This is a genomic window from Streptomyces sp. NPDC088810, assembly GCF_044750305.1.
Classification (GTDB): domain Bacteria; phylum Actinomycetota; class Actinomycetes; order Streptomycetales; family Streptomycetaceae; genus Streptomyces.
The window spans coordinates 230,791-257,149 of record NZ_JBIVJQ010000009.1 but is presented as its reverse complement, the minus strand read 5'-3'; the positions used below and the strand labels follow the sequence as shown (position 1 = coordinate 257,149).

Sequence of the window (26,359 nt, the reverse complement as noted above, 5' to 3'; positions counted from 1 at the left end):
GACGTCGCAACCCCAGGTCTAGGTCAGGGCCGTAACGCAGAACCCAACCCGCAACACAAGGAGCGGACAGATGCCCATCGCAACCCCCGAGGTCTACAACGAGATGCTCGACCGGGCGAAGGCAGGCAAGTTCGCCTACCCGGCCATCAACGTGACCTCCTCGCAGACCCTGAACGCGGCGCTGCGCGGCTTCGCGGAGGCGGAGAGCGACGGCATCGTCCAGATCTCGACCGGCGGTGCCGAGTTCCTCGGCGGTCAGTACAGCAAGGACATGGTCACCGGCGCGGTCGCGCTCGCCGAGTACGCGCACATCATCGCCGAGAAGTACCCGGTCAACATCGCGCTGCACACCGACCACTGCCCGAAGGACAAGCTCGACGGGTACGTGCGTCCGCTGCTGGCGCTCTCCAAGAAGCGCGTCGACGCCGGTCTCACCCCGCTGTTCCAGTCCCACATGTGGGACGGCTCGGCCGAGACCCTCGCCGACAACCTGGAGATCGCGCAGGAGCTGCTGGAGCAGGCCCGCGCCGCCCAGATCATCCTCGAGGTGGAGATCACCCCCACCGGCGGCGAGGAGGACGGCGTCACCCACGAGATCAACGACGAGCTGTACACCACCGTCGACGACGCGATCCGCACCGCCGAGGCCCTGGGCCTGGGCGAGAAGGGCCGCTACCTGCTGGCCGCCTCCTTCGGCAACGTGCACGGCGTGTACAAGCCGGGCAACGTCGTCCTCCGCCCGGAGCTGCTGAAGGAGCTGAACGACGGCGTCGCCGCCAGGTTCGGCAAGGCCGCCCCGTTCGACTTCGTCTTCCACGGCGGCTCCGGCTCCACCGAGCAGGAGATCCTCACCGCGCTGGAGAACGGCGTCGTGAAGATGAACATCGACACGGACACCCAGTACGCCTTCACCCGTCCGGTCGCCGGCCACATGTTCCAGAACTACGACGGCGTCCTGAAGGTCGACGGCGAGGTCGGCAACAAGAAGGCCTACGACCCGCGCACCTGGGGCAAGCTGGCCGAGGCGAGCATGGCCGCGCGTGTCGTCCAGGCCACGCAGAACCTGCGCTCGGCGGGCAACAAGATCAAGTAAGCGGTGCTCGAGGCGGGCCCGGCGGCTGTCCATGCCGCCGGGCCCGCTGTATACCTGGGGGCATGCCCGACGTCCGGCTGGCCTCGCCCCAGGGCAAGTGGATCCTGCTCACCACGGTCCTGGGCTCCAGCATGGCGATGCTCGACTCCACCGTCGTCAACGTCGCACTGCCGCGCATCGGCCACGACCTCGACGCCGACCTCGCCGCCCTGCAGTGGACGGTCAACGCGTACATGGTCACGCTGGCCGGCCTGATCCTGCTGGGCGGCTCGCTCGGCGACCGCTACGGCCGGCGGAAGATCTTCGCGCTGGGCGTGGTGTGGTTCGCCGCCGCCTCCCTGCTGTGCGGTCTCGCGCCGAGCCCCGCCGTACTGATCGCCGCGCGCGCGTTGCAGGGCATCGGCGGCGCCCTCCTCACCCCCGGCTCCCTCGCGCTGATCCAGGCGTCCTTCGACCCCGACGACCGCAGCCGCGCGGTCGGCCTGTGGTCCGGCTTCGGCGGCATCGGCGCCGCCGTCGGCCCCTTCCTCGGCGGCTGGCTGGTGGCCGGCCCCGGCTGGCGCTGGGTGTTCCTGCTCAACGTGCCGCTGGCGCTGCTGTGCGTGCCGGTCGCCCTCCGGCACGTGCCGGAATCCGCCGACCAGCGCGCCCACGGCCGCTTCGACGTCCTCGGCGCGGCCCTGGGCGCCCTGGCCCTCGCCCTCCTGACGTACGCGCTCATCGAGGCCCGGGGCGGCTCGGCTGCGGTGGCGGTGACCGCGGTGGCGGGCCTGGCGGCCGCCGTCGCCTTCGTCCGGGTCGAGCGGCACCGCCCGGACCCGATGCTCCCGCCGGACATCTTCGCGTCCCGCCAGTTCACGGCGGTCAATCTCGTCACCCTGTGCGTGTACGCGGCCTTCGGCGGCTTCTTCTTCCTCACCGCCCTCCAGCTCCAGGTGGTGGCCGGCTACTCGCCGCTGGCCGCCGGTACGGCCCTGCTGCCCACCACGGCCCTGATGCTCCTGTTCTCCTCGCGCTCCGGCGCCCTCGCCGACCGCACGGGTCCCCGCCTGCCGCTGACGGTGGGCCCCCTGCTCTGCGCGGCGGCGATGCTGCTGATGCTGCGGGTGGGGAAGGACGCGGACTATCTCACCGACGTGCTCCCGGCCCTGCTGGTCATGGGCGCCGGCATGGTCACCCTGGTGGCCCCGCTGACCGCCACGGTCCTCGCCTCCGTCGACGCCACCCGGGCGGGGCTGGCCAGCGGCATCAACAACGCGGCGGCGCGGGCGGCGGGCCTGGTGGCGGTGGCGGCGCTCCCGCTGCTCGCCGGGATGGGCCCGGAGGCGTACCGCTCCCCGGCCGCCTTCGACGCGGCGTTCGACCGGGCGATGCCGATGTGCGCGGGGGTGCTGGTGCTGGGCTCGGCCGTGGCGTTCGCCCTGGTCCGCCGCCCGGGCCCCGGCTGCCGCCGCCCGGAATGCCGCACCCACGGCAGCGTGACGGCTCCGCCGCTGGAGGCGGGGGCCGGGGGTAGCCGGGGGGCGTGACGGATGCACCGTGGGGGCGTGGGGGCCGTGCTGGCCTGTGGGGTGCGTCGTGGCGGGTCGCGCAGTTCCCCGCGCCCCTGGGGAGCTGCGGTGCGGTCGGCGTGGGCGAGCGGCCCCGAGCCCTGGCTGCCGTCGGTCGGCTGCGCTGTGGGCGTGGGGGCCGTGCTGGCCTGTGGGGTGCGTCGTGGCCGGTCGCGCAGTTCCCCGCGTCCCTGGGGAGCTGCGGTGCGGTCGGCGTGGGCGAGCGGCCCCGAGCCCCGGCTGCCGCCGGTCGCGCAGTTGCCCGCGTCCCTGGGGAGCTGCGGTGCCGTCGGCGTGGGCAGGCGGCCCCACCGGTCAAGCCGCGCAGCGCCCCGTACGCCAAACTGAACCCATGACGATTCACGAGAACCTTCTTGGCGGTCCGCCCCCCACCCATCTCCCCGACGACCCGGAGCCCCGCCAGGCCCTGGCGGACGGCACCGCGCCCGCGGACGTCGCCGCCCAGCACCCGACCTCCTCGCTCGCCTGGGCCCAGCTGGCCGACGAGGCGTTCGAGCGGGGCTCGGTCGTGGAGTCGTACGCCTACGCCCGTACGGGCTACCACCGCGGCCTGGACGCCCTGCGCCGCAGCGGCTGGAAGGGCCACGGCCCCGTCCCCTGGGAGCACGAGCCGAACCGCGGCTTCCTGCGCGCCCTGCACGCCCTCGCCCGCGCCGCGCAGGCGATCGGCGAGCAGGACGAGTACGAGCGCTGCACGCAGTTCCTGAAGGACTCCTCGCCGACGGCGGCCCAGACCCTGGGCTGACGGCGGCGGGACACCGGTGTGGCCCGTCTGGCAGCAGGCGGGCCTTGCCGTAGCCGGGGGCATTGCGGAGGATGCGGGGTGGGGACCGGGGCCCCCGTGCCGGCATCGGCAGGGGCGGACCGCTACCCGGAGTAACAACAGGAGACAGCGATGTCCCAACAGGCTCACCCCCCTTACGAGGCCGCTGAGCCCGAGACCCCGAACCTGGATTTCGCGGGGACGACGCCGTACGAGGACTACGTCAGGGCAGACGTCCTCACCCACCTCCAGCACACCCTCTCCGACGACCCCGGAGAGATGGTCTTCCTGGTGACCACCCAGGTCATGGAGCTGTGGTTCACCGTCATCGTGCACGAGTGGGAGACCGCCGCCCAGGCGCTCCGCTCGGACGACGTGCCCACCGCGATCGCCGCGCTGAAGCGCTCCGTGCGGGAACTGGAGGCCCTGAACGCCTCCTGGAAGCCGCTCGGCCAGCTGACCCCGGCCCAGTTCAACTCCTACCGCAGCGCGCTCGGCGAGGGCTCCGGCTTCCAGTCGGCGATGTACCGGCGCCTGGAGTTCCTGCTCGGCGAGAAGTCCGCCTCCATGCTCGTACCGCACCGCGGCGCCCCCCGCGTCCACGCGGAACTGGAGAAGGCCCTGCACGAGCCGAGCCTGTACGACGAGGTGGTACGGCTCCTCGCGCGCCGCGGCCACGCCGTCCCCGACTCCGTGCTGCACCGGGACGTCTCCGAGCGGTACGAGCCCTCGGAGGCCGTCGAGGCCGCCTGGACCGCCGTCTACGCGGGCGACGAGAGCGACGAGCTGGCCCGGCTCGGCGAGGCGCTGACCGACGTCGCCGAACTGGTCTGGCGCTGGCGCAACGACCACCTGGTCGCCACCCGGCGCGCGATGGGCGCCAAGGCCGGCACCGGCGGCTCCGCCGGCGTGGCCTGGCTGGAGAAGCGCGCCCGGAAGAACGTCTTCCCCGAGCTGTGGACGGCGAGGTCCCATGTCTGAGCTGCCCCTGCTCGCGAAGGAGCTGGACCAGGCCGACGAACTGGCGGCTCTGCGCGACCGCTTCGTCCTCGACGACGTGGTCTACCTGGATGGCAACTCCCTCGGCGCCCTGCCCGCGCACGTCCCCGACCGGGTCGCGGACGTCGTCCGCCGCCAGTGGGGCGAACTGCGCATCCGCTCCTGGGAGGAGAGCGGCTGGTGGACGGCGCCCGAGCGGATCGGCGACCGGATCGCCCCGCTGGTCGGCGCGGCGCCCGGCCAGATCGTCGTCGGCGACTCGACCAGCGTCAACGTCTTCAAGGCGGTGGTCGCCGCGATCCGCATGGCGGACGCCGGCCGGGACGAACTCCTGGTGGACGCGACGACCTTCCCCACCGACGGTTACATCGCCGAGTCGGCGGCCCGGCTGACCGGCCGTACGCTGCGCCCGGTGACCCCGGCCGAGGTGCCGGGGGCGCTGGGCGACCGCACGGCCGCGGTGCTGCTCAACCACGTCGACTACCGCACCGGCCGGCTGCACGACCTCCCGGCGCTCACCGCCGCGGTCCACGCCGCCGGCGCCCTCGCGGTCTGGGACCTGTGCCACAGCGCGGGCGCACTGCCGGTCGGCCTGGACGAGCACGGCGTCGACCTCGCGGTCGGCTGCACCTACAAGTACCTGAACGGGGGCCCGGGTTCACCGGCGTACCTGTACGTCCGCAAGGGGTTGCAGGACCGCTTCGACTCGCCGCTGCCCGGCTGGAACTCGCACGCCGAGCCCTTCGGCATGAGCCCGTCCTACACCCCGGCGGCGGGCGCGCCGCGCGGCCGGGTCGGCACACCGGACATCCTGTCCCTGCTGGCGCTCGAGGCCGCCCTCGACGTCTGGGACGGGGTCTCCGTCGCCGCCGTCCGCGCCAAGTCCCTGGCGCTGACGGACTTCTTCCTGCGGTGCGTGGCCGAGTACACCGAGCCCGGCCGGGTGGAGTGCGTGACCCCTGAGCGGCACGCGGAGCGGGGCAGCCAGATCGCCCTGCGCTGCCCGGACGCGGGCGAGGTGATGAAACGCCTGATCGCCCGGGGCGTGGTGGGCGACTTCCGCCATCCGGACGTCCTCCGCTTCGGCTTCACGCCGCTGTACGTGGGCTTCCGGGACGTGGAGCGGGCGGCCCGGGTGCTGGGGGAGGAGCTGGCCTAGCACCGGTGGTGCCGGGGCCCCGCGCCGCCCGGCGCGGGGCCCCGGCATCCGCTCCGGAACCGTTCCAGCCTCACCGTGCGTGACATCCCCGTATCCGCGCACGTCACCGTCCTGATACCGTCCCGGCCAACGGCCGATCTGCCACCTGGTCCGCCAAACGTGTTCTGTCGCTGAGAGGTTGGAGCATGCCGGACGACGCCGCAGCAGCCCGCGCCGCCGCCGAAGAGGAGTCGGCCTTCTCGCACTCCCCGGTCGATCCCGACGTCACGGCCGCGTACGGTGACCACCCCGACCAGGTGATCGACTTCTACGCTCCCCGCCCCGGCCGGGACGCGACCTCGCTCGCCCCGCTGGTGGTGGTCCTGCACGGCGGCGCCTGGCGCGCCCGCTACGACCGCCGCCACATCACGCCCTTCGCGGACTACCTGGCCCGCAGGGGCTTCGCGGTGGCGAACGTGGAGTACCGACGGGGAGGTGCCGAGGACGCGGCGGCTGACGGCACACCGCCGGCCGGTCGCTGGCCCGACACCTTCGACGACATCGCGGCGGCCCTGGACGCCCTGCCCGCGCTGGTCCGCGAGGCGCTGCCGCAGGCGGACCCCCGTCGTACGGTCCTGACCGGGCACTCGGCGGGCGGCCATCTGGCGCTGTGGGCGGCGGCCCGCCATGTCCTCCCCGCGGACGCCGCCTGGCGCACGGACGGCCCGGCGCCGCTGCGCGGGGTCGTCGCGCTCGCGCCGATCGCGGACTTCGAGGTGGCGGAGAAGCTGGACGTCTGCGGGCACGCGTCCCTGCAACTCCTCGGCGGGCAGGACGGTTTCGCCCTGCGCCGGCCGTACGCGGACCCGGTGCTGCTGCTGCCGACGGGCATCGCCACGACCCTGGTCCAGGGCCGGAGCGACCTGGTGGTACCGCAGCAGGTGGCCGAGTCGTACGCGGAGGCGGCGGCGAAGGCGGGGGAGGTGGCCGGGCTGACGCTGCTGGAGGACGTGGGCCACTTCCCGCTGATCGACCCGGCGGCCGACGCGTGTGCGGTGGTGGCGGAGGAGATCGCCCAACTGGCCTGGTAGGCCACCGGGTTCAGCCCCTCCGGGACGCCCCCGGTGCTACCCGTAATACCTGAGAGCTACTCCCCGGGACAGCTCCCTGGCGGGACGCCGACGACCGTCCCCACTCCGTAACTTCCTTCCCACCCAGGCCCACCACCCGGGCCCCCGGAAAGGAAGCCACCCATGGGGCACCCCCATCCCAGCCCGACCCGCCCCGTCCCGGCGTCCTTTCCGCCTCGGGCCGGCTCGGCTTCGCTCGGTCCGGCGGCACTTCGGCGGGGCACGGCCCGGCGTGGCCCGGTGGCGGGTTCCGGGCGTGCCGCACGGTCACGCGACGCCGTACCCCCTCCGCGCCCGCGCCCCCTCCGCGCCCTCCTGGCCGCTCTCCTCACCGCCGCCATAGTCATCCCCCTCGCCGGCGCGGCCCGCCCCGGAGTCCCCGCCCCGCCCCCAGCACCCCTCACCACCCCCCTCACCCCCTCCACCCTGCGCGCCGCCTACGAGGCGAACCGGGAGAACGCCGTCGAGGCCGCCCGCATGGCCGCCGCCCACGGCGACCCCCACCGCGCCGCGGCGGACCGCGCCCTCGCCTCCCCGTCCCGCCGGCTCCTCACCTTCGACGGCCGGGGAGAGGGCCAGGCCACCGAGGTCCTCGGCGACCTCACGCACGCACGGCACATCGCCGTCCTGGTCCCCGGCTCGGACACCTCCCTGGACACCTACGCCCGCTTCCACCGAGCCGCCGCGTCCCTGTACACGGAACTCACCCGCCGCAACCCCCGGGTCGCCGTCGTCGCCTGGCTCGGCTACGAGACCCCGGCCACGGTCAGCACCACCGTGGCCACCGCCACCCGCGCCGGCGAGGCCGCCCCCCACCTGCGGGACTTCGTCCGCCGGCTGCGCACCCTGACCCCCGTCGGCGCGCACGTCTCCGTCCTCTGCCACTCCTACGGCTCGGTGGTCTGCGGCCGGGCCGCCCCCGGCCTGGACGCGGACGACATCGCCCTGGTCGGCAGCCCCGGTACCACCGCGGACTCCGTCGCCGCCCTGCACACCCGCGCCCGGATCTGGGCGGCCCGCGGCGCCGGCGACTGGGTGGCGGACGTCCCGCACCTCCGTGCGGACCTCTTCGGCACCACCGTCGGCTTCGGCACCGACCCCGTCTCCCCCGCCTTCGGCGCCCGGCTCTTCGACGCGGCCGGCGCCGACCACAGCGGCTACTTCACCCCGGGCTCGGCCTCCCTCGCCAACCTCGCCCGGATCACCCTCGACACCCCCTCGGAGGTAACCCGTGGCTGAGCCGACCCCGAGCCCCCGCACCCTCCACGCGATCCGCCGGGCCGCCCACCGCGTGGACGCCGCCACCCCCGCCTCCCGCGACCGTGCGGTCGACGCCCTGCGCGCCGTAGCGATCCTCGGTGTCGTCCTCGGCCACTGGCTGGTCACCGCCCTGGTCGCGCAGGACGGCGCGCTGCACACGGCGAGTCCGCTGCAGCACATGCCCCGGCTGGCCCCGGTCTCCTGGCTGTTCCAGACCCTGGCCGTGTTCTTCCTGGTCGGCGGGCAGGTGGCGACCCGCGGCCTGGCCTCGGCCCGGGCGAGAGGCGACTCCTACGCCGACTGGCTGCGGGCCCGCCTGGCCCGTCTGCTCCGCCCCGTCGCCGCCCTCCTCGTCCTGTGGACGGTGACGGCCACCACCCTGCTGCTCACCGGCACCTCCCTGGCCACCCTCCACACCCTGCTGAAGCTGGCGCTGTCCCCCCTGTGGTTCCTGCTGGTCTTCGCCGCGCTGACGGCCGCCACCCCGCTCGTCGCCCGCCTCAACCCGCTCTGGCCGCTCGCCGTGGTCCTGCACGTGGACCTGCTCCGCTTCGGCCTGCACCTCGGCCCGTCCTGGCTCGGCTGGGTGAACCTGGCCGCCGGCTGGCTGGTCCCCTACACCCTGGGCGCGGCCTGGGCCCGGGGCGAGCTGCACAGCCGGCGCTCGGCGTGGGCCCTGCTCCTCGGCGGTACGGCGGCCACCGCGGCCCTCGTCGGGTGCGCGGGCTACCCGGCGTCCATGGTCGGCGTCCCCGGCGGCGCGGTCTCCAACCTGAACCCCCCGACCCTGGCGGCCGTCACGTTCGGCCTGGCCCAGTGCGGCCTGGCGCTGCTGCTGCGCGACCGGCTGCGCCGTACGCTGGCCCGCCCGCTCGCGTGGGCGGCGGTGGCGCTGGTCAACCTGTCGGCGATGACGATATTCCTCTGGCACCAGACGGCCATGATGGCCGTGACGGCCACGGGCCTCCTGGCCGGCCGCCTGCCCGGCCTGCACACCGCGCCCGACTCCCCGGCCTGGGTGGCGTACCGCCTCGCCTGGCTGCCCCTGTTCCTGTTGGCGCTGACCGTGTGCCGGGCGGCCTTCCGGCACCACGAACAGGGCCCGCGCCGCCCCCGCAACCGCCCGTCCCGGGTGGTCCACCGCCACCTCCCGCCGACCAAGTCGCCCCACCATGCCTAAGGTTGCCCCGTGACGCCCCCGGACCCGAGCCCCAGCCGCGCCCCCGCCGAGGGCCCGCAGCTCCTGTCCGGCGACACCGTCCGCTTCCGCCGGCGCCTGCGCGTCTGGCTGGGCGAGGCCCCCGCCCGCCACTCGCCGCCCTTCTCCCGGTACCGCTGGGTCCGCCTCCTCACCTACCTCCTCCTGACCTGGGCGGCCCTGGCCATCGCCCTCGCCGGCGGCGTCGACGTCTCCGAGTCGTACGACCTCGCCTACCCCGTCGCCCTGCTCACCACGTCCCTCCAGGCCGCCGCCATCGTCCTGGCCGTCCGGCGTCCCGTGCCCGCCTGGGCGGTGTCCCTGACCGCCGCCACCCTCACCGCCCTGCTGGCCCGTCCCCATCTGGAGTCCGTCACGTCGTCCGGGCCCAACTGGCCCTGGTCGACGCCCACGCTGCTGGCCCACACGGCCGTCCTGCTGCTCGTCGCAGTGCGCGTGCGGCTGGGCGGCACGGTGACCGTGCTCGCCGTGACCACCCTGGTGACCTACGTCCTGCGAGCCGGCCTGGCGACCGGGCACTACTCCGGCACCGCCACGGTCGCCGTCGGCCTGTTCGGCGTCGCCGTCTCCATCGGCGGCATCCTGCGCAGCCGCCAGCAGGCCCGGAGCGAACTGGTCCAGCAGACGACGATCACCGCCGAGGAGCGGGCCCGCCGCACCCTGCTGGAGGAGCGCAGCCGGATCGCCCGCGAACTGCACGACGTGGTCGCCCACCACATGTCGGTGATCTCGATCCAGGCCCAGGTGGCCCCCCACCTGGTGAAGGACCCCTCCGAGGAACTGCTGGAGAACCTCGCCGGCATCCGCGGCAACGCCCTGGAGGCGCTCACCGAGCTGCGCCGGGTGCTGGGCGTGCTGCGTTCCGAGAACCCCGAGGACCCCTACGGCCTGGGCGGCCCCGGCACCGGAGCGGCCCCGGACGCCCCGCAGCCCACGCTGGACCGGCTCGACGCGCTGATCGAGAACACCCGCGCGGCCGGGCTGGACGTGACCGCGAACGTCGTCGGCGAGGTCCGGCCGTACGCTCCGGGGGTGGAGCTGTCGGCCTACCGCATCGTGCAGGAGGCGCTCAGCAACGCCCTGCGGCACGCGCCGGGGTCCCGGGTCGACGTCGAGGTCGGGCACCTGCCGAACGGTCTGCAGCTGATGGTGACCAACTCCCCGCCGCGGCACCCCGTCCCGCCCTCCCCGGGCGCCGGGCACGGGCTGCTCGGTATGCGGGAGCGGGCGGCGATGCTCGGCGGCCACGTCCACGCGCAGAGCACCTCGGGCGGCGGCTTCAGCGTCACGGCCTTCCTCCCCGGGGACAGCGCCCCGACCCCGCCCGACCAGCCCCCGACAGGAGACCAGAGCCCATGACGAGCGGTACCGGCAGCATCCGGGTCCTCATCGCCGACGACCAGGAGATGGTGCGGCAGGGCTTCACCGTGCTGCTCGACACCCAGCCCGACATCGAGGTGGTCGGGCAGGCGGTGCACGGCCGGGACGCGATCGCCCGGACCGCCGAACTGGCACCGGACGTGGTGCTGATGGACGTCCGGATGCCGGAACTGGGCGGCATCGAGGCGACCCGCCGGATCACCGAGGACCACCCCGCCGTCAGGGTGCTGGTGCTGACCACCTTCGACCTGGACGAGTACGTGTACGACGCGCTGCGGGCGGGGGCCTCCGGCTTCCTGCTCAAGGACGCCTCCGCGGACAAGCTGGCCGAGGCGGTGCGGGTGGTGGCCGCGGGTGACGCCCTCCTGGCCCCCGGCATCACCCGCCGGCTCCTCGCCGAGTTCTCCCGTCTGGACGGCAACGGCAGCGGCGGCGGCCGCGGCCCGCTCAAGCGGCGCGTCGGCGACCTCACCGAGCGGGAGACGGAGGTGCTGGCGCTGATCGCCCAGGGCCTGTCGAACGCGGAGATCGCCGAGCGGCTGGTCGTGGCCGAGCAGACCGTGAAGACCCACGTGGGCCGCATCCTGGTCAAGCTGGGTCTGCGCGACCGCACCCAGGCGGCGGTGTTCGCCTACGAGTCGGGCGTGGTCCGGCCCGGCGGCCGCTGACCGGGCCCGTAGTACCTGAGAGGGATCCCCGAGGCCCCCCTCCAAGGGGACGACCGCGGTCCCCGCGTGCGCCTACCGTTCTCACCGTGACCGAGACGACGCACACGCAGACGACACCGCCGGGCCCGGCCGGCCGGCCCCGCAGCCCCGAGTTCCGGCTGGCCGCGGACGCCCTGCGCGGGCTGCGCCAGGACCTGTTCCACCACGCCTTCGCCTACCGGCCGCTGCCCCGCATGGCGGTGGACGGCCCCCTGACCCGCCATCTCTCCGAGCGGATGAAGGGCTACGCGGCCTGGACCCCGCACGCCGTGGTGGTGGCCGGCGCCGTCGTGGCGATGCTCGCGGGCGTGGCGGGCTCGGACGCCGGCGGCGGGACGGTGCTGTGCGGGCTGCTCGCCCTGGTCCCGGTGCTGCTGACCCTGGTGCGTCCGGTCGGCGCGTTCTGGCTGTCGTTCGCGGCGACGGCGGCCACCGCCGTCCTCGGCAGCAGCTGGGGCAGCTGGCCCTGGCTGCCGGGCAGCCTCGTCTCCCATCTGCTGGTGCTCACGATCGTCGCGATCCGCACCCGCCCGCGCACGGCGGCCTGGATGTGGCTGCTGACCGCGCTGTACGGCTTCTGGGCGGAGGCCGCCTTCGGCTACGGGCACTACGAGACCGACACCGCGCCCATGCTGGTCCTGTCCGCGCTGCTCCTGCTGGTCGTCACGGTCCGGCACATACGCCGGCAGGCCGAGCAGGAGGTGACCGCCCAGCAGACGGTGACCGAGCACGAGCGTTCGCGGCGCACCCTGCTGGAGGAGCGCACCACGATCGCCCGTGAACTGCACGACGTGGTCGCCCACCACATGTCGGTGGTCGCCATCCAGGCGGAGGCCGCGCCCTACCGGGTGGAGAACCCGCCGCCGGAGCTGGAGAAGGCGTTCACCACCATCCGGGAGAACGCGGTGGCGGCCCTGACCGAGCTGCGCCGGGTCCTCGGCGTGGTCCGCGCGGAGGACTACGAGGCGCCGGACGCCCCGCAGCCCACCCTGGCCGACCTGGACGGCCTGCTGGCCAATGTGCGCGAGGCCGGCCTGGCGGTGGACAAGGCGGTGACCGGCGCGGTGCGCGAACTGCCGCAGGGCGTGGAGCTGTCGGCGTACCGGATCGTGCAGGAGGCGCTGAGCAACACCCTGCGCCACGCCCCGGGTGCCACCGCCCGGGTCGAGATCGGCTATGTCCTGGGCGGCCTGGGCCTGCGCATAGTCAACGGCCCGCCGCCCGCCCCGCACCTGGTGAAGCCCTCTCCCGGAGCCGGGCACGGGATCACGGGCATGCGCGAGCGCGTCTCGATGCTGAACGGCGAGATGACGGCGGCCCCCACGGCCGAGGGCGGCTATGAGGTGACGGTGTTCCTGCCGGTGCCGGCGGCGGTCCCTGCGATCGAGGGCGAGGCATGACGATCCGCGTACTGATCGCGGACGACCAGATGATGGTCCGCGAGGGTTTCTCGGTGCTGCTGAACGCGATGCCGGGCATCGAGGTCGTCGGCGAGGCGGTCAACGGCCGGGAGGCGGTCGAGCGGGTCCGCGAACTGTCCCCGGACGTCGTCCTGATGGACATCCGCATGCCGGAGCTGAACGGCATCGAGGCGACCCGGGAGATCGTCGCCGCCGACGAGACGGCGAAGGTGCTGGTGCTGACCACGTTCGACCTGGACGAGTACGTGTACCAGGCGCTGCGGGCGGGGGCCTCCGGCTTCCTGCTCAAGGACGCCTCGGCGCGCCAGCTGGCCGACGGGGTGCGGGTGGTGGCGGCCGGTGAGGCGCTCCTGGCCCCCTCGGTCACCAAACGGCTGATCACGGAGTTCTCCCGGCTGGCGGACACGCCCCGCCTCATGCCGGCGGCCCAGGCGGCGTACGGGGAACTGACGGAACGCGAGACGGAGGTGCTGGTCCTGATCGCGCAGGGTCTGTCGAACGCGGAGATCGCCGGGCGCCTGGTGGTGGCGGAGTCGACGATCAAGACCCATGTGAGCCGCATCCTGGTGAAGCTGGGCCTGCGCGACCGCACCCAGGCGGCGGTGTTCGCCTACGAGGCGAGGCTGGTCACACCGGGGTGAGCCGGGCTAGCGTCCGTCCATGGCAGCTGCTGCGGACCTCGCCTTCGACCCCTGGAACCCGGCGTTCGTCGCCGACCCGTACCCGGCCTACGCCGAACTGCGGGCCCGCGGCCGGGTGATCCGGTACGAACCGACCGACCAGTGGCTGGTCCCGCACCACGCGGACGTCTCGGCGCTGCTGCGGGACCGCCGGCTCGGCCGCGCCTACCGGCACCGGTTCACCCACGAGGAGTTCGGCCGGACCCCGCCCCCGCCGGAGCACGAGCCCTTCCACACCCTCAACGACCACGGGATGCTCGACCTGGAGCCGCCGGACCACACCCGGATCCGGCGCCTGGTGTCCAAGGCGTTCACCCCGCGCACGGTGGAGCGGCTGAAGCCGTACGTCGACGGGCTGGCCGGCGAGCTGGTGGCCGGCCTGGTCCGGGACGGCGGCGGCGACCTGCTGGCGGACGTGGCCGAACCGCTGCCCGTCGCGGTGATCGCCGAGATGCTCGGCGTCCCCGAGGCGGACCGGGCGCTCCTGCGGCCGTGGTCGGCGGACATCTGCGGGATGTACGAGCTGAACCCGTCGGGGGAGACGGCGGCGAAGGCGGTCCGGGCGTCGGTGGAGTTCTCGGACTACCTGCGGGAGCTGATCGCGGCCCGCCGCAAGGACCCCGGCGAGGACCTGATCTCCGGCCTGATCGCGGCCCACGACGAGGGTGACCGCCTCACCGAGCAGGAGATGATCTCCACGGCCGTCCTGCTGCTCAACGCGGGCCACGAGGCCACGGTCAACGCCACGGTGAACGGCTGGTGGGCGCTCTTCCGCAACCCGGCCCAGCTGGCCGCCCTGCGCGCCGACCACTCCCTGGTCCCGTCCGCGATCGAGGAGCTGATGCGCTACGACACCCCGCTCCAGCTCTTCGAACGCTGGGTCCTGGACGACATCGAGATCGACGGCACGACGATCCCGCGGGGCGCGGAGGTCGCCCTGCTCTTCGGCTCCGCCAACCACGACCCGGCGGTCTTCAGCGACCCCGGCCGCCTGGACCTCACCCGCGGCGACAACCCGCACATCTCCTTCAGCGCGGGCATCCACTACTGCATCGGCGCGCCCCTGGCCCGTATGGAACTGGCCGCCTCCATGACGGCCCTGCTCCGGCAGGCCCCGGCCCTGACCCTGGCGGCCGAGCCGGAGCGGAAGCCGAACTTCGTGATCCGGGGCCTGCGGGGGCTGACCGTCGAGGTGCGCTGAGCAGCCCCGGTCCCCCGGCCCCGCTCACCGCTCCCTGGTCTCCTCCAGCACCGTCCGCCCGAGCAGCGCGTACCGCTCGGGGGCCCGGTGCTTGAGGTACCGGGCGTAGCCCAGGCCCAGCGCCGCGACCAGGGCCACCAGCCACGGGGTCGCCTTCAGCACCAGTGAGCCGGACTCCGGCCCGGCCGCCACGCCCATGTTGGACACCAGCAGTACGACGACCGCGAGCATCGCGACCCCGCCCAGCAGGGGTGCGGTGAAGGTGCGGAACCAGTGCCGGCTCTCGGGGTGGCGGGAGCGGAAGTAGACCAGCACCGCGAAGGAGCACACGGCCTGGACGACGAGGATCGCCATGGTGCCGAGGATGGCGAGCAGGACGTAGGTGCCGGTGTACGGGTCCTTGCCCGCGGCCCAGAACGCGCCGATCAGCACCGCGCTGACGGCGGTCTGCACCAGACCGGCGAGGTGCGGGGAGCCGTGCCGGGCGTGGGTGCGGCCGATGGTGTCGCGCAGCGAGGGCAGGACGCCCTCCCGGCCCAGGGCGTACAGGTAGCGGGCGGCGCAGTTGTGGAAGGCCATGCCGCAGGCCAGCGAGCCGGTGATCATCAGCCACTGCATGACGTCGACCGCCCAGTGGCCGACGTAGCGCTCGGTGGGGGCGAAGAACAGGGTGAGCGGGTTGGCGGAGGAGGCGGCCCGTACGGCCTCGGCCTCGCCGTTGCCGGTGATGGCCATCCAGGAGACGAGGACGTAGAAGACCCCGACGCCGAGCACGCTGATCATCGTGGCCTTGGGGATGATCTTCTTGGGGTCGCGGGACTCCTCGCCGTACATCGCCGTCGACTCGAAGCCGACCCAGGACCAGAAGGCGAAGAAGAGCCCGAGCCCGGCCGACGTGCCCTTGAAGGCGTTGACGGGGTCGACCGGCGCGAAGGTGAACCCGTGCGGTCCGCCGCCGTGCAGGGCGACGGACACCGCCATGGCCGCCAGCACGGTCACCTCGGTCGCCAGCAGCACCACCAGCAGTTTTTCGGCGACGCTCACTCCGAACCAGGTGCCGGTGGCGTTGACGGCGAGCATCAGCACGGCGAAGGCCCACCATGGCACGTGCAGCCCGGTCTGGTCCGTCAGTGTGGTGGTGGCGAAGGTGGAGAAGATCCCGATCAGCGCGGGTTCGAATACCACGTAGGCGAAGGTGGCGAGCAGCCCGGAGGCCAGCCCGACGGTCCGTCCCAGGCCGTAGGAGATGAAGCCGTAGAAGGCGCCGGTCGACGTGATGTGCTTCGCCATCGAGGTGAAACCGACGGAAAAGATTGCCAGGACGACCATTGCCACGAGATAACTCGCGGGCGCCCCGACGCCGTTGCCGGACGACACCATGAAGGGCACGTTGCCGGTCATCGCGGTGATCGGCGCGGCGGTGGCGACGGCCATGAACACCACCCCGAGCAGCCCCACGGCGTTGGGTTTCAGTCGGTGAACCGCTTCGCCGCCGCCCGCGCCCGTCACCGGCGCGACACCCTCGTCCACAGCCATCGGGTGGCCCCTTCCCTGTCCTGTCGGTGGGTCCTGATGGAGCAGGATGGTGGACGGGACAGTGACTCGGGAAGGGGTCGGCACGGTTAAATATGTGTCACCAGACCTTTAGGGGCCGTCAGGGCGGGTCCTCGGGGGCCGGCCGGGAGTCCTGGCCGGCGGGCAGGGTGAGCGCCCAGGCCTCCTCCATCACCCGCCAGGTCCGCCGCCGTACCGGCCCGGAGACCGTCGCGTCGGCCCGGTAGCGGAAGTCCGCGCCCGTGACCGTCACCGTGCGGCCGGAGGCCAGCAGCGGGGTCGCCGACGCGCCCACCGACAGGGGCCGTACCTCCACCGAGGCCACCCCGCCGGGGCCCGGGGTCACCGACACCGCCTCCACCGGCTGGTCCAGGTCCACCACCGGCTCCCCGTCCACCTCCACCCGCAGCCGGGTCACACCGGGGGAAGGGGCGGCGGGCAGCCGGGCGGGGCGGGCGCCCAGGGTGCGGGCCAGGGAGCGGTACCAGGGCCGGCCCGAGGGGACCGGCACCGCGGCCGCCGGCTCCCGGACCGGCGCCGGCGGGATGCCCAGCGCGCCCAGCACCACCCCGTCGCTGTCGTCGACCAGCAGGTCCAGCCGCCGCTCGGCGCCGTCCAGGACCGCCCGCGCCGCCGCCACCGCCCCGCCGGGCACCCCGAGCGACTCGGCGAGCGCGGTGTAACCCACGGGCACCAGCGCCAGCGCGCATCCGGCCAGCTCCCGCTGCCGGTGCAGCAGCGTCACGGCCCGCACCAATGCCCGGTCGTCGCCGATCAGGACCGGCCGCCGGGACCCCCTTCGGCCCAGTGCCCGGGCGAACTCCTCCGGCCCCTCCGGGAGACACACCTTGGTCGCCGCACCCGCGCTGAGCACGTCTTTCGCGATGCGTACGGACTCTCCGTCCGTCTGCCGTGCGGCCGGATCGATGATCACCAGCAGCTGATCGGACGTCGCGAAAGTCGCCACCTCGGTCCTGCCTCGCTTCCTCGGGTAGCATCTTTGTGCAAGAGCCCCTTGCGCTATTGCGCCAGGGGCTTCGTCTATTCCGGGGCATCCGGTCCGACGGTTGTGCGACCGACGACGGTCGCGGTGGTGCGCGGCGGTGAACCTTACGCCCACGCCCCCGACCTTGGACATGCCCCGCCCGGAAGGGGTGTACGCGCGTGCCCGCACTTGTGCTGCTCGGTGCTCAGTGGGGTGACGAAGGCAAGGGAAAGGCGACGGACCTGCTCGGTGGTTCCGTCGACTATGTGGTGCGCTACCAGGGCGGCAACAACGCCGGCCACACGGTAGTCGTGGGTGACCAGAAGTACGCCCTCCACCTTCTCCCTTCCGGGATCCTCTCGCCTTCTTGTGTCCCGGTCATCGGCAACGGCGTCGTCGTCGACCCGTCGGTCCTGCTCTCCGAGCTGAGCGGTCTGAACGAGCGTGGCGTCGACACGTCCAAGCTCCTGATCAGTGGTAACGCGCACATCATCACGCCGTACAACGTGACCGTCGACAAGGTGACGGAACGCTTCCTCGGCAAGCGCAAGATCGGCACGACCGGCCGCGGCATCGGCCCGACCTACGCGGACAAGATCAACCGCGTGGGCATCCGGGTCCAGGACCTCTACGACGAGTCGATCCTCCAGCAGAAGGTGGAGGCCGCTCTCGACGTCAAGAACCAGATTCTGACCAAGCTCTACAACCGGCGCGCCATCGCCGCCGAGCAGGTGGTCGAGGAGCTGCTGGGCTACGCCGAGCAGATCAAGCCGTACGTCGCCGACACGGTGCTGGTCCTGAACCAGGCCCTGGAGGACGACAAGGTCGTGCTCTTCGAGGGCGGCCAGGGCACCCTGCTGGACATCGACCACGGCACGTACCCGTTCGTGACGTCCAGCAACCCGACCGCGGGCGGTGCCTGCACCGGCGCCGGTGTGGGCCCCACGAAGATCAGCCGGGTCATCGGCATCCTCAAGGCCTACACGACCCGGGTCGGCGCGGGTCCGTTCCCGACCGAGCTGTTCGACGAGGACGGCGAGGCGCTGCGCCGCATCGGCGGCGAGCGGGGCGTCACGACCGGCCGTGACCGCCGCTGCGGCTGGTTCGACGCGGTCATCGCCCGCTACGCGACCCGCGTCAACGGCCTGACCGACTTCTTCCTCACCAAGCTGGACGTCCTCACCGGCTGGGAGCAGATCCCGGTCTGCGTGGCCTACGAGATCGACGGCAAGCGGGTCGAGGAGCTGCCGTACTCCCAGACCGACTTCCACCACGCCAAGCCGGTCTACGAGACCCTGCCCGGCTGGTCGGAGGACATCACCAAGGCGAAGTCCTTCTCCGACCTGCCGAAGAACGCCCAGAACTACGTCAAGGCGCTGGAGGAGATGTCCGGCGCCCCGATCTCCGCGATCGGCGTGGGCCCGGGCCGCGACGAGACGATCGAGATCAACTCGTTCCTGTAAACCGCGTCGCGGCAGCGCTCGCCGTTCCGTCCCCCCGGGGCGTGAGCGGCGGGCGCTGTCGTTTACAGTGCCCCGCACAAGATCGGTTCGTGCAGGGGGAGCAATGAACGGAACGGACGGCGTGGACGGCAGCAAGAAGGTAGTCCAGGGCTTCTTCGAAGCGGTCAGCGAGAACCGGCTGGCGGATCTGCCCCGCTTCATGGCGGCCGACGTCGTGGACCACAACAAGATCATCCATGGCGAGGCGGACGAGCCGGGGGCCGCGTTCGAGGGGCTGCGGCAGCAGGCGGAGGCGCTCGCCCCGCTCACCGTCCAGGTGGACGAACTGATCGGCGAGGGCGACCGGGTGGTGGCCCGCGTGACCCAGCGGGGCGTCCACAGCGCGGCCCACCCACGGATGCCCGATCCGACCGGCCGCTCCTTCGAGGTCGAGGCGATCTGGATCTTCACCCTGGCCGACGGCAAGATCACCGAGATCCGCGCGGTGAGCGACCGGCTGGGCCTGTTCCTGCAGCTCGGCTGGGCCTGGCCGCAGACGGACTGAGCCGCCGCCGCTCCGCGCGGTGCTCAGCTGAACACGATCATCGATCCCTGGGCCAGGGAGCGGGTCGCCGCCGCGTGCAGGCCCAGCCAGACGTGGCGTTCGCGGGCGAAGGGGCTGGGGTCGTACGGAGCCGGGACGGCCGGTTCCTCCAGCTCCGTGGGGGCCGTCGGTGCGGCGGGCGGCGCCGGGGGGTTGGCCGGGTCGATGCCGATGGACGGGGCGACGTACTGCAGTTCGCGCAGCAGCGTCTGGGCGGAACCCAGGGGGCCGCCCCCCGCGAGGAGTTCGTCGTTGGACAGCGGGTGCGGGAAGTCCACGGGGACGTAGGCGCCCGCGTGGTCGTAGTGCCAGACCAGGTGCGACTGCTGGGCCGTCGACTCGAACATCTCCAGCAACTGCTCGTAGTCGCCGCCCAGTTCGTCCACGGGCGTCACCGGCAGCCCGCAGACCTGGAGCAGGTACGCCCGGCGCAGGAAGTGCAGGGCGTCGTAGTCGAAACCGGCGACCGGGGCGACGTCGCCGGACAGGCCCGGCATGTACTGGTACACCGGCACCGGCGGCAGACCGGCCTCGGCCAGTGCCTTGTTGTACTGCGCGAGTTCCTCGGCGAAGGGGTTGTCCGGGGTGTGGCACAACACGTCCACGAGCGGTACCAGCCACAGGTCACAGGCCAAAGAGGGCTCCTCGCATCGGCAGGCGCGTGATCACGCACGGCAGCAGGTGGTCAGGGAAGGGTAGTCGGTACGGCCCCGGGGCGGCTCCCCTCGGACGGCTCGGAGGGACCGTATCGGTCACTTACCCGTTGGTCAGGTGTTCCAGCAGCGCCAGTGAATGGGCGTTGGCGGCGGCGACGATCGCGTGCGCGGCCTCGGCCTCGCGCCGGGCCAGCGCGTCGACCAGTTCGGGGTGCCCGGCCCAGAGCCGGCCGCGCAGGTCGGGCAGGCGGAGCAGGTGCTGCACCGCGCACACCCAGGACTGCACGCGCAGGCGGTGCAGGAAGTCGCCGAGGTAGGGATTGCCGAACAGGGCGCTCAGCTCGCGCCAGAACCGCAGGTCGTAGCCGATGAGGACGGTGACGTCGCCGGCGGTCGCGGCGCGCTGGGCCTCCTCGCCGCGGCGGCGCACGGTGGCCAGTGCCGCGGCCGTGCGCGGGTCCTCGGGCGGGGTGCGGAAGGCGGGGTGGCCGGTGGTGAGGGCCTGGAACATGCCGTCGGTGACCAGGCTGCGGGCCTCGATCATGTTCCGGTAGTCGGTGAGCGAGTACTCGGGCACCCGGAAGCCGCGGTGCTGGTCGGCCTCCAGGATGCCCTGAGCGGACAGGTCGACCAGCGCTTCGCGGACGGGGGTGGCGGAGACGCCGTACTGGTCGGCTATCTCCTTGACCGTGAACGCCCGGCCCGGGCGCAGCCGCCCGGCCAGCACCTCGTCACGGAGCGCGTCCGCGATCTGCTGGCGCAGGGTGCTGCGCGTCACGGCGCCGTTGCCGGGCATGGTCCGAACCTCTCCTCACACGTCCGGGTGCGGTACTCGTACGGACGCGCGATTTCGCGCGTCCCTCTTGCTTACGAGCACGTCACCTTACGCGTTCGGACCGGCCCGGCGGCAGCCGTGGTTCGGTCACACGGTGTGTTCGTCGGCGGCGCTCAGCGCGGCGTCGAGCGCGGCCAGGCCCGCCTTCAGCTCGGCCTCGGAGGCGTTGCACGGCGGGACCACGTGGGTGCGGTTCATGTTCACGAAGGGCCACAGGCCGTTCCGCTTGGCGGCTGCGGTGAACGCGGCCATGGGGGCGTTCGCCTCGCCGGCCGCGTTGTACGGCACCAGCGGCTCGCGGGTCTCCCGGTTCCGCACCAGCTCCAGCGCCCAGAACATGCCGACGCCGCGCACCTCGCCGACGCTGGGGTGGCGTTCGGCCAGTGCGGCGAGGCCGGGGCCGACGACGGTCTCGCCGAGCAGCTTGGCGTTCTCGACCACGCCCTCCTCCGCCATCACGTTGATCGTGGCGACGGCGGCGGCGCAGGCCAGCGGGTGCCCGGAGTAGGTGAGCCCACCGGGGTAGGGGCGCTTGCCGAAGGTCTCCGCGATCTTCTGCGAGATGGCCACACCGCCGAGCGGGACATAACCCGAGTTCACGCCCTTGGCGAAGGTCATCAGGTCGGGGGTGACACCGAACAGGTCGGCCGCGAACCACTCGCCGGTGCGGCCGAAGCCGGCCATGACCTCGTCCAGGATGAAGACGATGCCGTACTTGTCGCACAGCTCGCGCACGCCGGCCAGGTAGCCGGGCGGCGGGACCATGATCCCCGCAGTGCCCGGGATGGTCTCCAGGATGATCGCGGCGATCGTCCCGGGGCCCTCGAAGGCGATCGTCGTCTCCAGGTGCTCCAGCGCCCGGGCGCACTCCTGCTCCTCGGTCTCGGCGTAGAAGCGGGAGCGGTAGAGGAACGGCGCCCAGAAGTGGACGACACCGGCGGCGGCGCTGTCGGAGGCCCAGCGGCGCGGGTCGCCGGTGATGTTGACGGCCTGCTGGGTGCCGCCGTGGTACGAGCGGTACGCCGAGAGCACCTTCGGGCGGCCCGTGTGCAGCCGGGCCATGCGCACCGCGTGCTCGACGGCGTCCGCTCCGCCGTTGGTGAAGAAGATCTTGTCCAGGTCGCCGGGGGTCCGCTCGGCGATCAGCCGGGCCGCCTCCGAGCGGGCCTCGACGGCGAACGCGGGCGCGAAGGTGGTCAGCTTCGCGGCCTGCTCCTGGATCGCGGCGACGACCTTGGGGTGCTGGTAGCCGATGTTGGTGAAGACGAGTCCGCTGGTGAAGTCGAGATACCGCGTGCCGTCGTAGTCCCAGAAGTGCGACCCCTCCGCGCCGGCGACGGCGAGGGGGTCGATCAGGTCCTGGGCGGACCAGGAGTGGAAGACGTGCGCACGGTCCGCGGCCTTCACCGCGGCGCCGGCTTCGGGGCTGGGCTGAGGGGTCATGCCGGTGAGGGTAAATGTCCGCGATGCGGAAGGCCTATCGGCGTCCTGTTCCGTGGAGGACGGGAATCCGCGACAGGTTGTCGACGGGCGGTCGCGGATGGTCCGGGTAGGGCGCCGCATGCGGGGACCCGCTTTTGACAGTATGCTGTCCAGGTGTCAGCGTGCTGTCATCCAACGGCCGAGGAGGCCGCCATGAGCCGCAAGCCCTTACACCTCGCCGTCTACGACTCCCTCGCCGACTGGGAGACGGGGCACACGACCGCCTGGCTCGCCCGGGCCGGATACCGGGTCCTGACCGTCGGACCGGCCCGCGAGCCGGTCGTCAGCATCGGCGGACTCCGCGTCCGGCCGGACCTCGCGCTCGGCGAACTGCGCCCCGAGGACAGCGCCCTGCTGATCCTGCCGGGTGCCGACCTGTGGGACACCTCGGACGACCTCGCCCCCTTCGCCCGCACCGCCCGCGCCTTCCTCGACGCGGGCGTCCCCGTCGCCGCGATCTGCGGGGCCACCGCCGGACTCGCCCGCGAAGGGCTGCTCGACGACCGCGCCCACACCAGCGCCGCCCCCTTCTACCTGGCGGCCACCGGCTACGCGGGCGGCGCCCGCTACACCGACGCCGACGCGGTCACCGACGGCGACCTGATCACCGCCGGGCCCACCGAACCGGTCGCCTTCGCCCGCGAGGTCTTCCGCCGCCTCGGGGTGTACGAGGGGGAGGTCCTGGACGCCTGGTACCGGCTGTTCCACGACTCCGACGCGGCGGCGTACGCCGTCCTGCACCGGGCCACCGCGCCGTGAGCCGGGAGCGGCAGGAGCTGCTCGGCCGCAGCGCGCTCGGGGTCTTCCGGCTGAACGGCCAGTTCCTGTCCGTCTCCGAGGACCTGGCCCGGCCGGCCGGGCTCACCGCCGCCTGGTGGCAGGTGCTCGGGGCCGTGCTGGGCGAGCCGCTGCCGGTGGCCGGGATCGCCCGGGCCATGGGCATCACCCGGCAGAGCGTGCAGCGGGTCGCCGACCTGCTGGTGGAGCGGGGACTCGCCGAGTACCGGCCCAACCCGGCCCATCGGCGGGCCAAGCTCCTCGCGCCCACACGGGAGGGGCGCGCGGCCGTGGCGCGGATCGGCCCCGGGCACGCGGCCTTCGCCGACCGGCTGGCCGAGGCGATGGGGGAGCGGGACCTCGCCGAGGCGGTCCGCCTGCTGGAACGGCTGTCCGCCGTCCTGGACGACCTCGGCAGGCCCGTGGACGAACCGGGCAAGCCTGTTACGGAACCGTAGACACAGCTCCGCGCCCGCTGTCGTACCGCCGCACTATTCTCGGTCGTTGCAGACCTATGGGGGGAAGGCGGCGCGGGGATGGAGAAGCTGGGACCGGGGGATCCGCCGCAGATCGGGGCGTACCGGCTGCTGGCACGGCTCGGCGCGGGCGGCATGGGGCACGTGTACCTGGCCCGGTCGGACCGGGGGCGGACGGTCGCCGTCAAGCTCGTCCGGGAGGAGCTGGCCGCGCAGGAGGAGTTCCGCGCGCGGTTCCGGCAGGAGGTGCAGGCCGCGCGCCGGGTCGGCGGGTACTGGACCGCGCCCGTGCTGGACGCGGACACCGAGGCGGCCGTGCCGTGGCTGGCGACCGGCTATGTGGCCGGACCGAGCCTGCAGCAGGTCGTCGGGCACGACCACGGCGCACTGCCCGAGCGGTCGGTACGGATCCTGGCGGCGGGGCTCGCGCACGCGCTGAAGGACATCCACGCGGCCGGGATCGTGCACCGGGACCTCAAGCCGTCGAACGTGCTGGTGACCATCGACGGCCCGCGCGTGATCGATTTCGGCATAGCGCGGGCACGGGAGACGGCGACCGCCGGCGGCGAGGGGCTCACCCGCACCGGGGCGCTCGTCGGCTCGCCCGGGTTCATGGCGCCCGAGCAGGTGCGCGGGGACCGGATCACCCCGGCCTGCGACGTGTTCTGCCTCGGCTCCGTGCTGGCGTACGCGGCGACCGGGGCGCTGCCCTTCGGCGGCGCCAACAGCGGGGTGCACGCCCTGATGTTCCGCATCGCCCAGGAGGAGCCGGACCTGACGGGCGTCCCGGAGGGGATCGCCGACCTGGTACGGGACTGCCTGCGCAAGGAGCCGGGGAGCCGGCCCTCGCTGGACGCGATCCTCGAGCGGACCGGGGTGGAGGACACCGTGGTCGGGGGCCGGTCCCGGGATCCCTGGCTGCCCGGTTCGCTGGTCGCGCAGCTCGGGCGGCACGCGGTGCAGCTGCTGGAGGTGGAGAACCCGGAGCGGGGCGCGGCGGCCTCTCAGGGCGAGGGGCTGCCGCCCGCGCCGCCCGCGCCGCCGGTGCCGCAGGCGGCGCCCGGCGCCGGTGGTGCCGGTGCCTCGCCCGAGCACGCCCCCGTGTCCGACGGCGGGCCGGCCGCCCCCGTCAACCATCTGCCGACCGTGGTCTCGCCCGGGACCCCGCCGCCCGGTCTGCCGCCGGCGCCTCCCGCGTTCGGGGCGGCGTACGGGGTTCCGCAGCCGCATCCCCAGCACGCGCAGGCCGCCGCCGCCTACGGGTATCCGGCCCAGCCCGGGAGCTGGGGCGGGGCCCAGCCGTCGTACAACCCCTACGCGGGATCGGGCGGCGGGCTCGGTGCCACCCCGCCGTACGGGCCGGCGGCCGCCGGGGTCCCGGCGGAGCCGGAGCGGCGCAACGGGCGGTCCACCGCGCTGCTCGTCGTGATCGCGCTGGTCGTCGCGCTGGGCGCGGGCGGCTCGGTGTACGCGCTGATGAAGAACGGCGGCGGGACGGACGACAAGGGCGACGGCAGGGTCGGTCCGACGCCCACCGCGGGCTCCGCATCGCCGGACGGCTCCGGCTCGGCCACGCCGACGGACCCGACGCCGTCGCCGTCCGCCTCCGCCGCCGGGGCGGTACCGGAGGCCTATCTGGGCACCTGGCGGACCACCATCGACAATGCGGCCGGCTCCAACACCCGGGAACTGACCATCAAGCAGGGCGAGGTGGGCGACACCGTGCTGACACTGGTCGCGGACGGGCCGACCGAGGGCGGGGGGTCGTACCACTGCGTCTTCGCGGCGGAGCTGGCCGAACAGCCCGGTGGCAACGGGCCGTTGGAGATCGGGCCGTCCACCGTCACCAGCGGTGAACCCGCCTCCTCCTGCACCCCGGGCGAGGCCACCGAGGTCACCCTGCTGCCCGACGGGCGGCTCAAGCGGGAGAAGCGGAGCGGCGGGGAGAGCCTGACCTACGACAGGTCCTAGGGAGCAGCCCGGGGACTAGCGGGGCTCCGGCGGCCGTTGCCGGGGCATGTTCGGGCGGCTGCCGTTCGCCGGCGGCAGGGGAAACCGGCCCCCGCCGCCCCCGGCCTCCTGTCGCGGCACCGCCGCCACCGCCGTCTGGATGCCCAGCGGTGCCGCCCCCGTGCGGAACTCCACCATCCAGTCGGTGGTCTCCGTGCGCACCAGCTCCGTGATGTCCTCCGAGAAGCGCCGCAGCACCGACAGGCACCGCTCGGCCGCCTCGCTCGCGGTGCCCTCCGCCGGTCCCAGCACCTCCCGCACGCTCTCCGAGGCCCAGTCGAACTGGAACGCCTGCAGCCGCCGCTGCACCGCCTGCGCGGTGGCGACGTCCCTTATCCAGCCGGACGTGACCCCGAAGAACCGGTCGAAGCCGAAGCAGGCGGCCGTGAGCAGCAGCGCCAGACAGCCCCAGGGTGCCACCCCGCCGGCCACCCCGGTCAGCTCCAGCAGGGGCAGCGCGGCCCCGGCCACCGCACCGGCCGCGGCCCCGATCCGCAGCACGCGGGCCCCCCGCCGCTTCCAGACCCGGTCCCGCAGGTACCAGGCCGTCGTCTCCAGTGCCCGCCGCTCCACCCACCGGTACAGCTCGTCGAGCCGTTCGGCGGGCTCGCCCCAGTCCCCGAGCGGGAAGGCCCGCCCGGTCAGATCGCCCGGCCGCAGCCCGGCCGCACCCTCGCCCCGCCCGTCCTGAGGCGGACCCTCGGGCTGCATCTCCGGCTGACCCACCCGGCACTCCCTACTGATCACTGATCGCTGCTCACCACCGGTCACTTTGCGTGACATTCCATGTCGGCGCGCGGCCCCCTTCCTACCGCCCAATGGGTGGCGGGGAGGGAGCTTTCCCAGCTTTTCCGCCCGGAAGAGGGCCTTGATCAGGTATACGACTGCCGAACTTCTCACTCGAAAGAGTGGCGGGGCGATGGGGGCGTGGACCACGTAGGCTCGTGCTCAAGGAGAAGACGCAGAGGAGCTGATC

At 73.4% G+C, this 26,359-nt stretch carries 24 protein-coding genes; 18 read left to right on the top strand and 6 right to left on the bottom strand.

The features are described from left to right. The first annotated feature begins 70 nt into the window (after positions 1–70). The 13 genes from fbaA (at position 71) to ACIP4Y_RS27300 (ending at position 14,562) form a co-directional block, all read left to right on the top strand. Entirely contained in the window at positions 71–1,093 is a 1,023-nt protein-coding gene (gene fbaA / locus ACIP4Y_RS27360) for a class II fructose-bisphosphate aldolase (protein ID WP_358639693.1), read from the top strand. A gap of 62 nt (positions 1,094–1,155) precedes the next feature. Beyond that, positions 1,156–2,622 carry an MFS transporter gene (locus ACIP4Y_RS27355; RefSeq protein WP_401398259.1) on the top strand — a complete coding sequence of 489 codons (1,467 nt, stop codon included), beginning with the start codon at positions 1,156–1,158 and terminating at the stop codon, positions 2,620–2,622. A 373-nt stretch (positions 2,623–2,995) separates the two neighbouring features. Next, positions 2,996–3,409, top strand: coding sequence for a DUF3151 domain-containing protein (locus ACIP4Y_RS27350; protein WP_059250259.1), 414 nt, complete (start codon positions 2,996–2,998; stop codon positions 3,407–3,409). 150 nt (positions 3,410–3,559) lie between these two features. After that, complete coding sequence (locus ACIP4Y_RS27345; RefSeq protein WP_401398256.1) at positions 3,560–4,408, top strand: tryptophan 2,3-dioxygenase family protein; 849 nt, start codon at positions 3,560–3,562, stop codon at positions 4,406–4,408. Next, positions 4,401–5,585: a kynureninase gene (gene kynU, locus ACIP4Y_RS27340; RefSeq protein ID WP_358639699.1), complete on the top strand. Its 1,185-nt coding sequence runs from the start codon at positions 4,401–4,403 to the stop codon at positions 5,583–5,585. Before ACIP4Y_RS27345 ends, kynU begins: the two co-directional genes overlap by 8 nt. 185 nt (positions 5,586–5,770) lie before the next feature. Further along, positions 5,771–6,655 carry an alpha/beta hydrolase gene (locus tag ACIP4Y_RS27335; RefSeq protein WP_401398254.1) on the top strand — a complete coding sequence of 295 codons (885 nt, stop codon included), beginning with the start codon at positions 5,771–5,773 and terminating at the stop codon, positions 6,653–6,655. A gap of 279 nt (positions 6,656–6,934) precedes the next feature. After that, positions 6,935–7,933 carry an alpha/beta hydrolase gene (locus tag ACIP4Y_RS27330; protein ID WP_401398252.1) on the top strand — a complete coding sequence of 333 codons (999 nt, stop codon included), beginning with the start codon at positions 6,935–6,937 and terminating at the stop codon, positions 7,931–7,933. After that, the gene (locus ACIP4Y_RS27325; RefSeq protein ID WP_401398250.1) at positions 7,926–9,134 is read left to right on the top strand and encodes an acyltransferase; all 1,209 of its coding nucleotides are present in this window, start codon (positions 7,926–7,928) and stop codon (positions 9,132–9,134) included. The genes ACIP4Y_RS27330 and ACIP4Y_RS27325 overlap by 8 nt, the downstream gene beginning before the upstream one ends. A 9-nt stretch (positions 9,135–9,143) precedes the next feature. After that, positions 9,144–10,532, top strand: coding sequence for a sensor histidine kinase (locus ACIP4Y_RS27320; protein WP_401398248.1), 1,389 nt, complete (start codon positions 9,144–9,146; stop codon positions 10,530–10,532). Beyond that, positions 10,529–11,221: a response regulator gene (locus tag ACIP4Y_RS27315; RefSeq protein ID WP_401398246.1), complete on the top strand. Its 693-nt coding sequence runs from the start codon at positions 10,529–10,531 to the stop codon at positions 11,219–11,221. Before ACIP4Y_RS27320 ends, ACIP4Y_RS27315 begins: the two co-directional genes overlap by 4 nt. Before the next feature lie 86 nt (positions 11,222–11,307). Continuing rightward, on the top strand, positions 11,308–12,660 hold the full coding sequence (locus ACIP4Y_RS27310) for a sensor histidine kinase (RefSeq protein ID WP_401398244.1): 1,353 nt from the start codon (positions 11,308–11,310) through the stop codon (positions 12,658–12,660). Further along, positions 12,657–13,322 carry a response regulator gene (locus tag ACIP4Y_RS27305; protein WP_401398242.1) on the top strand — a complete coding sequence of 222 codons (666 nt, stop codon included), beginning with the start codon at positions 12,657–12,659 and terminating at the stop codon, positions 13,320–13,322. Before ACIP4Y_RS27310 ends, ACIP4Y_RS27305 begins: the two co-directional genes overlap by 4 nt. Positions 13,323–13,341: 19 nt before the next feature. Then, positions 13,342–14,562, top strand: a complete 1,221-nt coding sequence (locus ACIP4Y_RS27300; RefSeq protein ID WP_401398240.1) for a cytochrome P450 — start codon at positions 13,342–13,344, stop codon at positions 14,560–14,562. 24 nt (positions 14,563–14,586) lie between these two features. Here the strand turns inward: ACIP4Y_RS27300 and ACIP4Y_RS27295 are convergent, their stop codons facing one another. Continuing rightward, positions 14,587–16,098 (bottom strand): APC family permease, encoded by a 1,512-nt coding sequence (locus ACIP4Y_RS27295; protein WP_401398239.1) that lies wholly within the window; start codon positions 16,096–16,098, stop codon positions 14,587–14,589. Between the two features lie 118 nt (positions 16,099–16,216). Further along, entirely contained in the window at positions 16,217–17,083 is an 867-nt protein-coding gene (locus tag ACIP4Y_RS27290; protein ID WP_401398237.1) for a diacylglycerol kinase, read from the bottom strand. A 197-nt stretch (positions 17,084–17,280) separates the two neighbouring features. Here ACIP4Y_RS27290 and ACIP4Y_RS27285 point away from each other — a divergent pair, with 197 nt between their 5' ends. Both ACIP4Y_RS27285 and ACIP4Y_RS27280 read left to right on the top strand, forming a co-directional pair. Beyond that, on the top strand, positions 17,281–18,564 hold the full coding sequence (locus ACIP4Y_RS27285; RefSeq protein ID WP_208033427.1) for an adenylosuccinate synthase: 1,284 nt from the start codon (positions 17,281–17,283) through the stop codon (positions 18,562–18,564). A gap of 103 nt (positions 18,565–18,667) precedes the next feature. After that, positions 18,668–19,108, top strand: a complete 441-nt coding sequence (locus ACIP4Y_RS27280; RefSeq protein ID WP_401398235.1) for an ester cyclase — start codon at positions 18,668–18,670, stop codon at positions 19,106–19,108. A 23-nt stretch (positions 19,109–19,131) separates the two neighbouring features. Here the strand turns inward: ACIP4Y_RS27280 and ACIP4Y_RS27275 are convergent, their stop codons facing one another. The 3 genes from ACIP4Y_RS27275 to ACIP4Y_RS27265 form a co-directional block, all read right to left on the bottom strand. Next, the gene (locus tag ACIP4Y_RS27275; RefSeq protein ID WP_401398233.1) at positions 19,132–19,782 is read right to left on the bottom strand and encodes a hypothetical protein; all 651 of its coding nucleotides are present in this window, start codon (positions 19,780–19,782) and stop codon (positions 19,132–19,134) included. A 121-nt stretch (positions 19,783–19,903) separates the two neighbouring features. Then, positions 19,904–20,599, bottom strand: coding sequence for a GntR family transcriptional regulator (locus tag ACIP4Y_RS27270; RefSeq protein ID WP_358639721.1), 696 nt, complete (start codon positions 20,597–20,599; stop codon positions 19,904–19,906). Between the two features lie 126 nt (positions 20,600–20,725). Further along, entirely contained in the window at positions 20,726–22,081 is a 1,356-nt protein-coding gene (locus ACIP4Y_RS27265) for an aspartate aminotransferase family protein (protein WP_401398231.1), read from the bottom strand. Positions 22,082–22,273: 192 nt separating this feature from the next. On the opposite strand from ACIP4Y_RS27265, the gene ACIP4Y_RS27260 reads away from it, so the two are divergent. The 3 genes from ACIP4Y_RS27260 to ACIP4Y_RS27250 all read left to right on the top strand — a co-directional run bounded on the left by ACIP4Y_RS27260 (position 22,274) and on the right by ACIP4Y_RS27250 (position 25,344). Next, positions 22,274–22,879, top strand: coding sequence for a DJ-1/PfpI family protein (locus ACIP4Y_RS27260; protein ID WP_401398229.1), 606 nt, complete (start codon positions 22,274–22,276; stop codon positions 22,877–22,879). Then, the gene (locus tag ACIP4Y_RS27255) at positions 22,876–23,355 is read left to right on the top strand and encodes a MarR family winged helix-turn-helix transcriptional regulator (protein WP_401398227.1); all 480 of its coding nucleotides are present in this window, start codon (positions 22,876–22,878) and stop codon (positions 23,353–23,355) included. Before ACIP4Y_RS27260 ends, ACIP4Y_RS27255 begins: the two co-directional genes overlap by 4 nt. 78 nt (positions 23,356–23,433) lie before the next feature. Next, positions 23,434–25,344: a serine/threonine-protein kinase gene (locus tag ACIP4Y_RS27250; protein WP_401398225.1), complete on the top strand. Its 1,911-nt coding sequence runs from the start codon at positions 23,434–23,436 to the stop codon at positions 25,342–25,344. A gap of 15 nt (positions 25,345–25,359) precedes the next feature. On the opposite strand, the gene ACIP4Y_RS27245 is transcribed toward ACIP4Y_RS27250, so the two are convergent. After that, a complete protein-coding gene (locus ACIP4Y_RS27245; RefSeq protein WP_401398223.1) occupies positions 25,360–26,109 on the bottom strand; it encodes an SLATT domain-containing protein in 750 nt (249 codons plus the stop codon). Positions 26,110–26,359: the final 250 nt, after the last annotated feature.

Coding starts and splice junctions, on each gene's coding strand:
- fbaA (WP_358639693.1), top strand. CDS start 71: ATGCCCATCGCAACCCCCGAGGTCTACAACGAGATGCTCGACCGGGCG.
- ACIP4Y_RS27355 (WP_401398259.1), top strand. CDS start 1,156: ATGCCCGACGTCCGGCTGGCCTCGCCCCAGGGCAAGTGGATCCTGCTC.
- ACIP4Y_RS27350 (WP_059250259.1), top strand. CDS start 2,996: ATGACGATTCACGAGAACCTTCTTGGCGGTCCGCCCCCCACCCATCTC.
- ACIP4Y_RS27345 (WP_401398256.1), top strand. CDS start 3,560: ATGTCCCAACAGGCTCACCCCCCTTACGAGGCCGCTGAGCCCGAGACC.
- kynU (WP_358639699.1), top strand. CDS start 4,401: ATGTCTGAGCTGCCCCTGCTCGCGAAGGAGCTGGACCAGGCCGACGAA.
- ACIP4Y_RS27335 (WP_401398254.1), top strand. CDS start 5,771: ATGCCGGACGACGCCGCAGCAGCCCGCGCCGCCGCCGAAGAGGAGTCG.
- ACIP4Y_RS27315 (WP_401398246.1), top strand. CDS start 10,529: ATGACGAGCGGTACCGGCAGCATCCGGGTCCTCATCGCCGACGACCAG.
- ACIP4Y_RS27305 (WP_401398242.1), top strand. CDS start 12,657: ATGACGATCCGCGTACTGATCGCGGACGACCAGATGATGGTCCGCGAG.
- ACIP4Y_RS27300 (WP_401398240.1), top strand. CDS start 13,342: ATGGCAGCTGCTGCGGACCTCGCCTTCGACCCCTGGAACCCGGCGTTC.
- ACIP4Y_RS27295 (WP_401398239.1), bottom strand. CDS start 16,098: ATGGCTGTGGACGAGGGTGTCGCGCCGGTGACGGGCGCGGGCGGCGGC.
- ACIP4Y_RS27280 (WP_401398235.1), top strand. CDS start 18,668: ATGAACGGAACGGACGGCGTGGACGGCAGCAAGAAGGTAGTCCAGGGC.
- ACIP4Y_RS27270 (WP_358639721.1), bottom strand. CDS start 20,599: ATGCCCGGCAACGGCGCCGTGACGCGCAGCACCCTGCGCCAGCAGATC.
- ACIP4Y_RS27265 (WP_401398231.1), bottom strand. CDS start 22,081: ATGACCCCTCAGCCCAGCCCCGAAGCCGGCGCCGCGGTGAAGGCCGCG.
- ACIP4Y_RS27260 (WP_401398229.1), top strand. CDS start 22,274: ATGAGCCGCAAGCCCTTACACCTCGCCGTCTACGACTCCCTCGCCGAC.
- ACIP4Y_RS27250 (WP_401398225.1), top strand. CDS start 23,434: ATGGAGAAGCTGGGACCGGGGGATCCGCCGCAGATCGGGGCGTACCGG.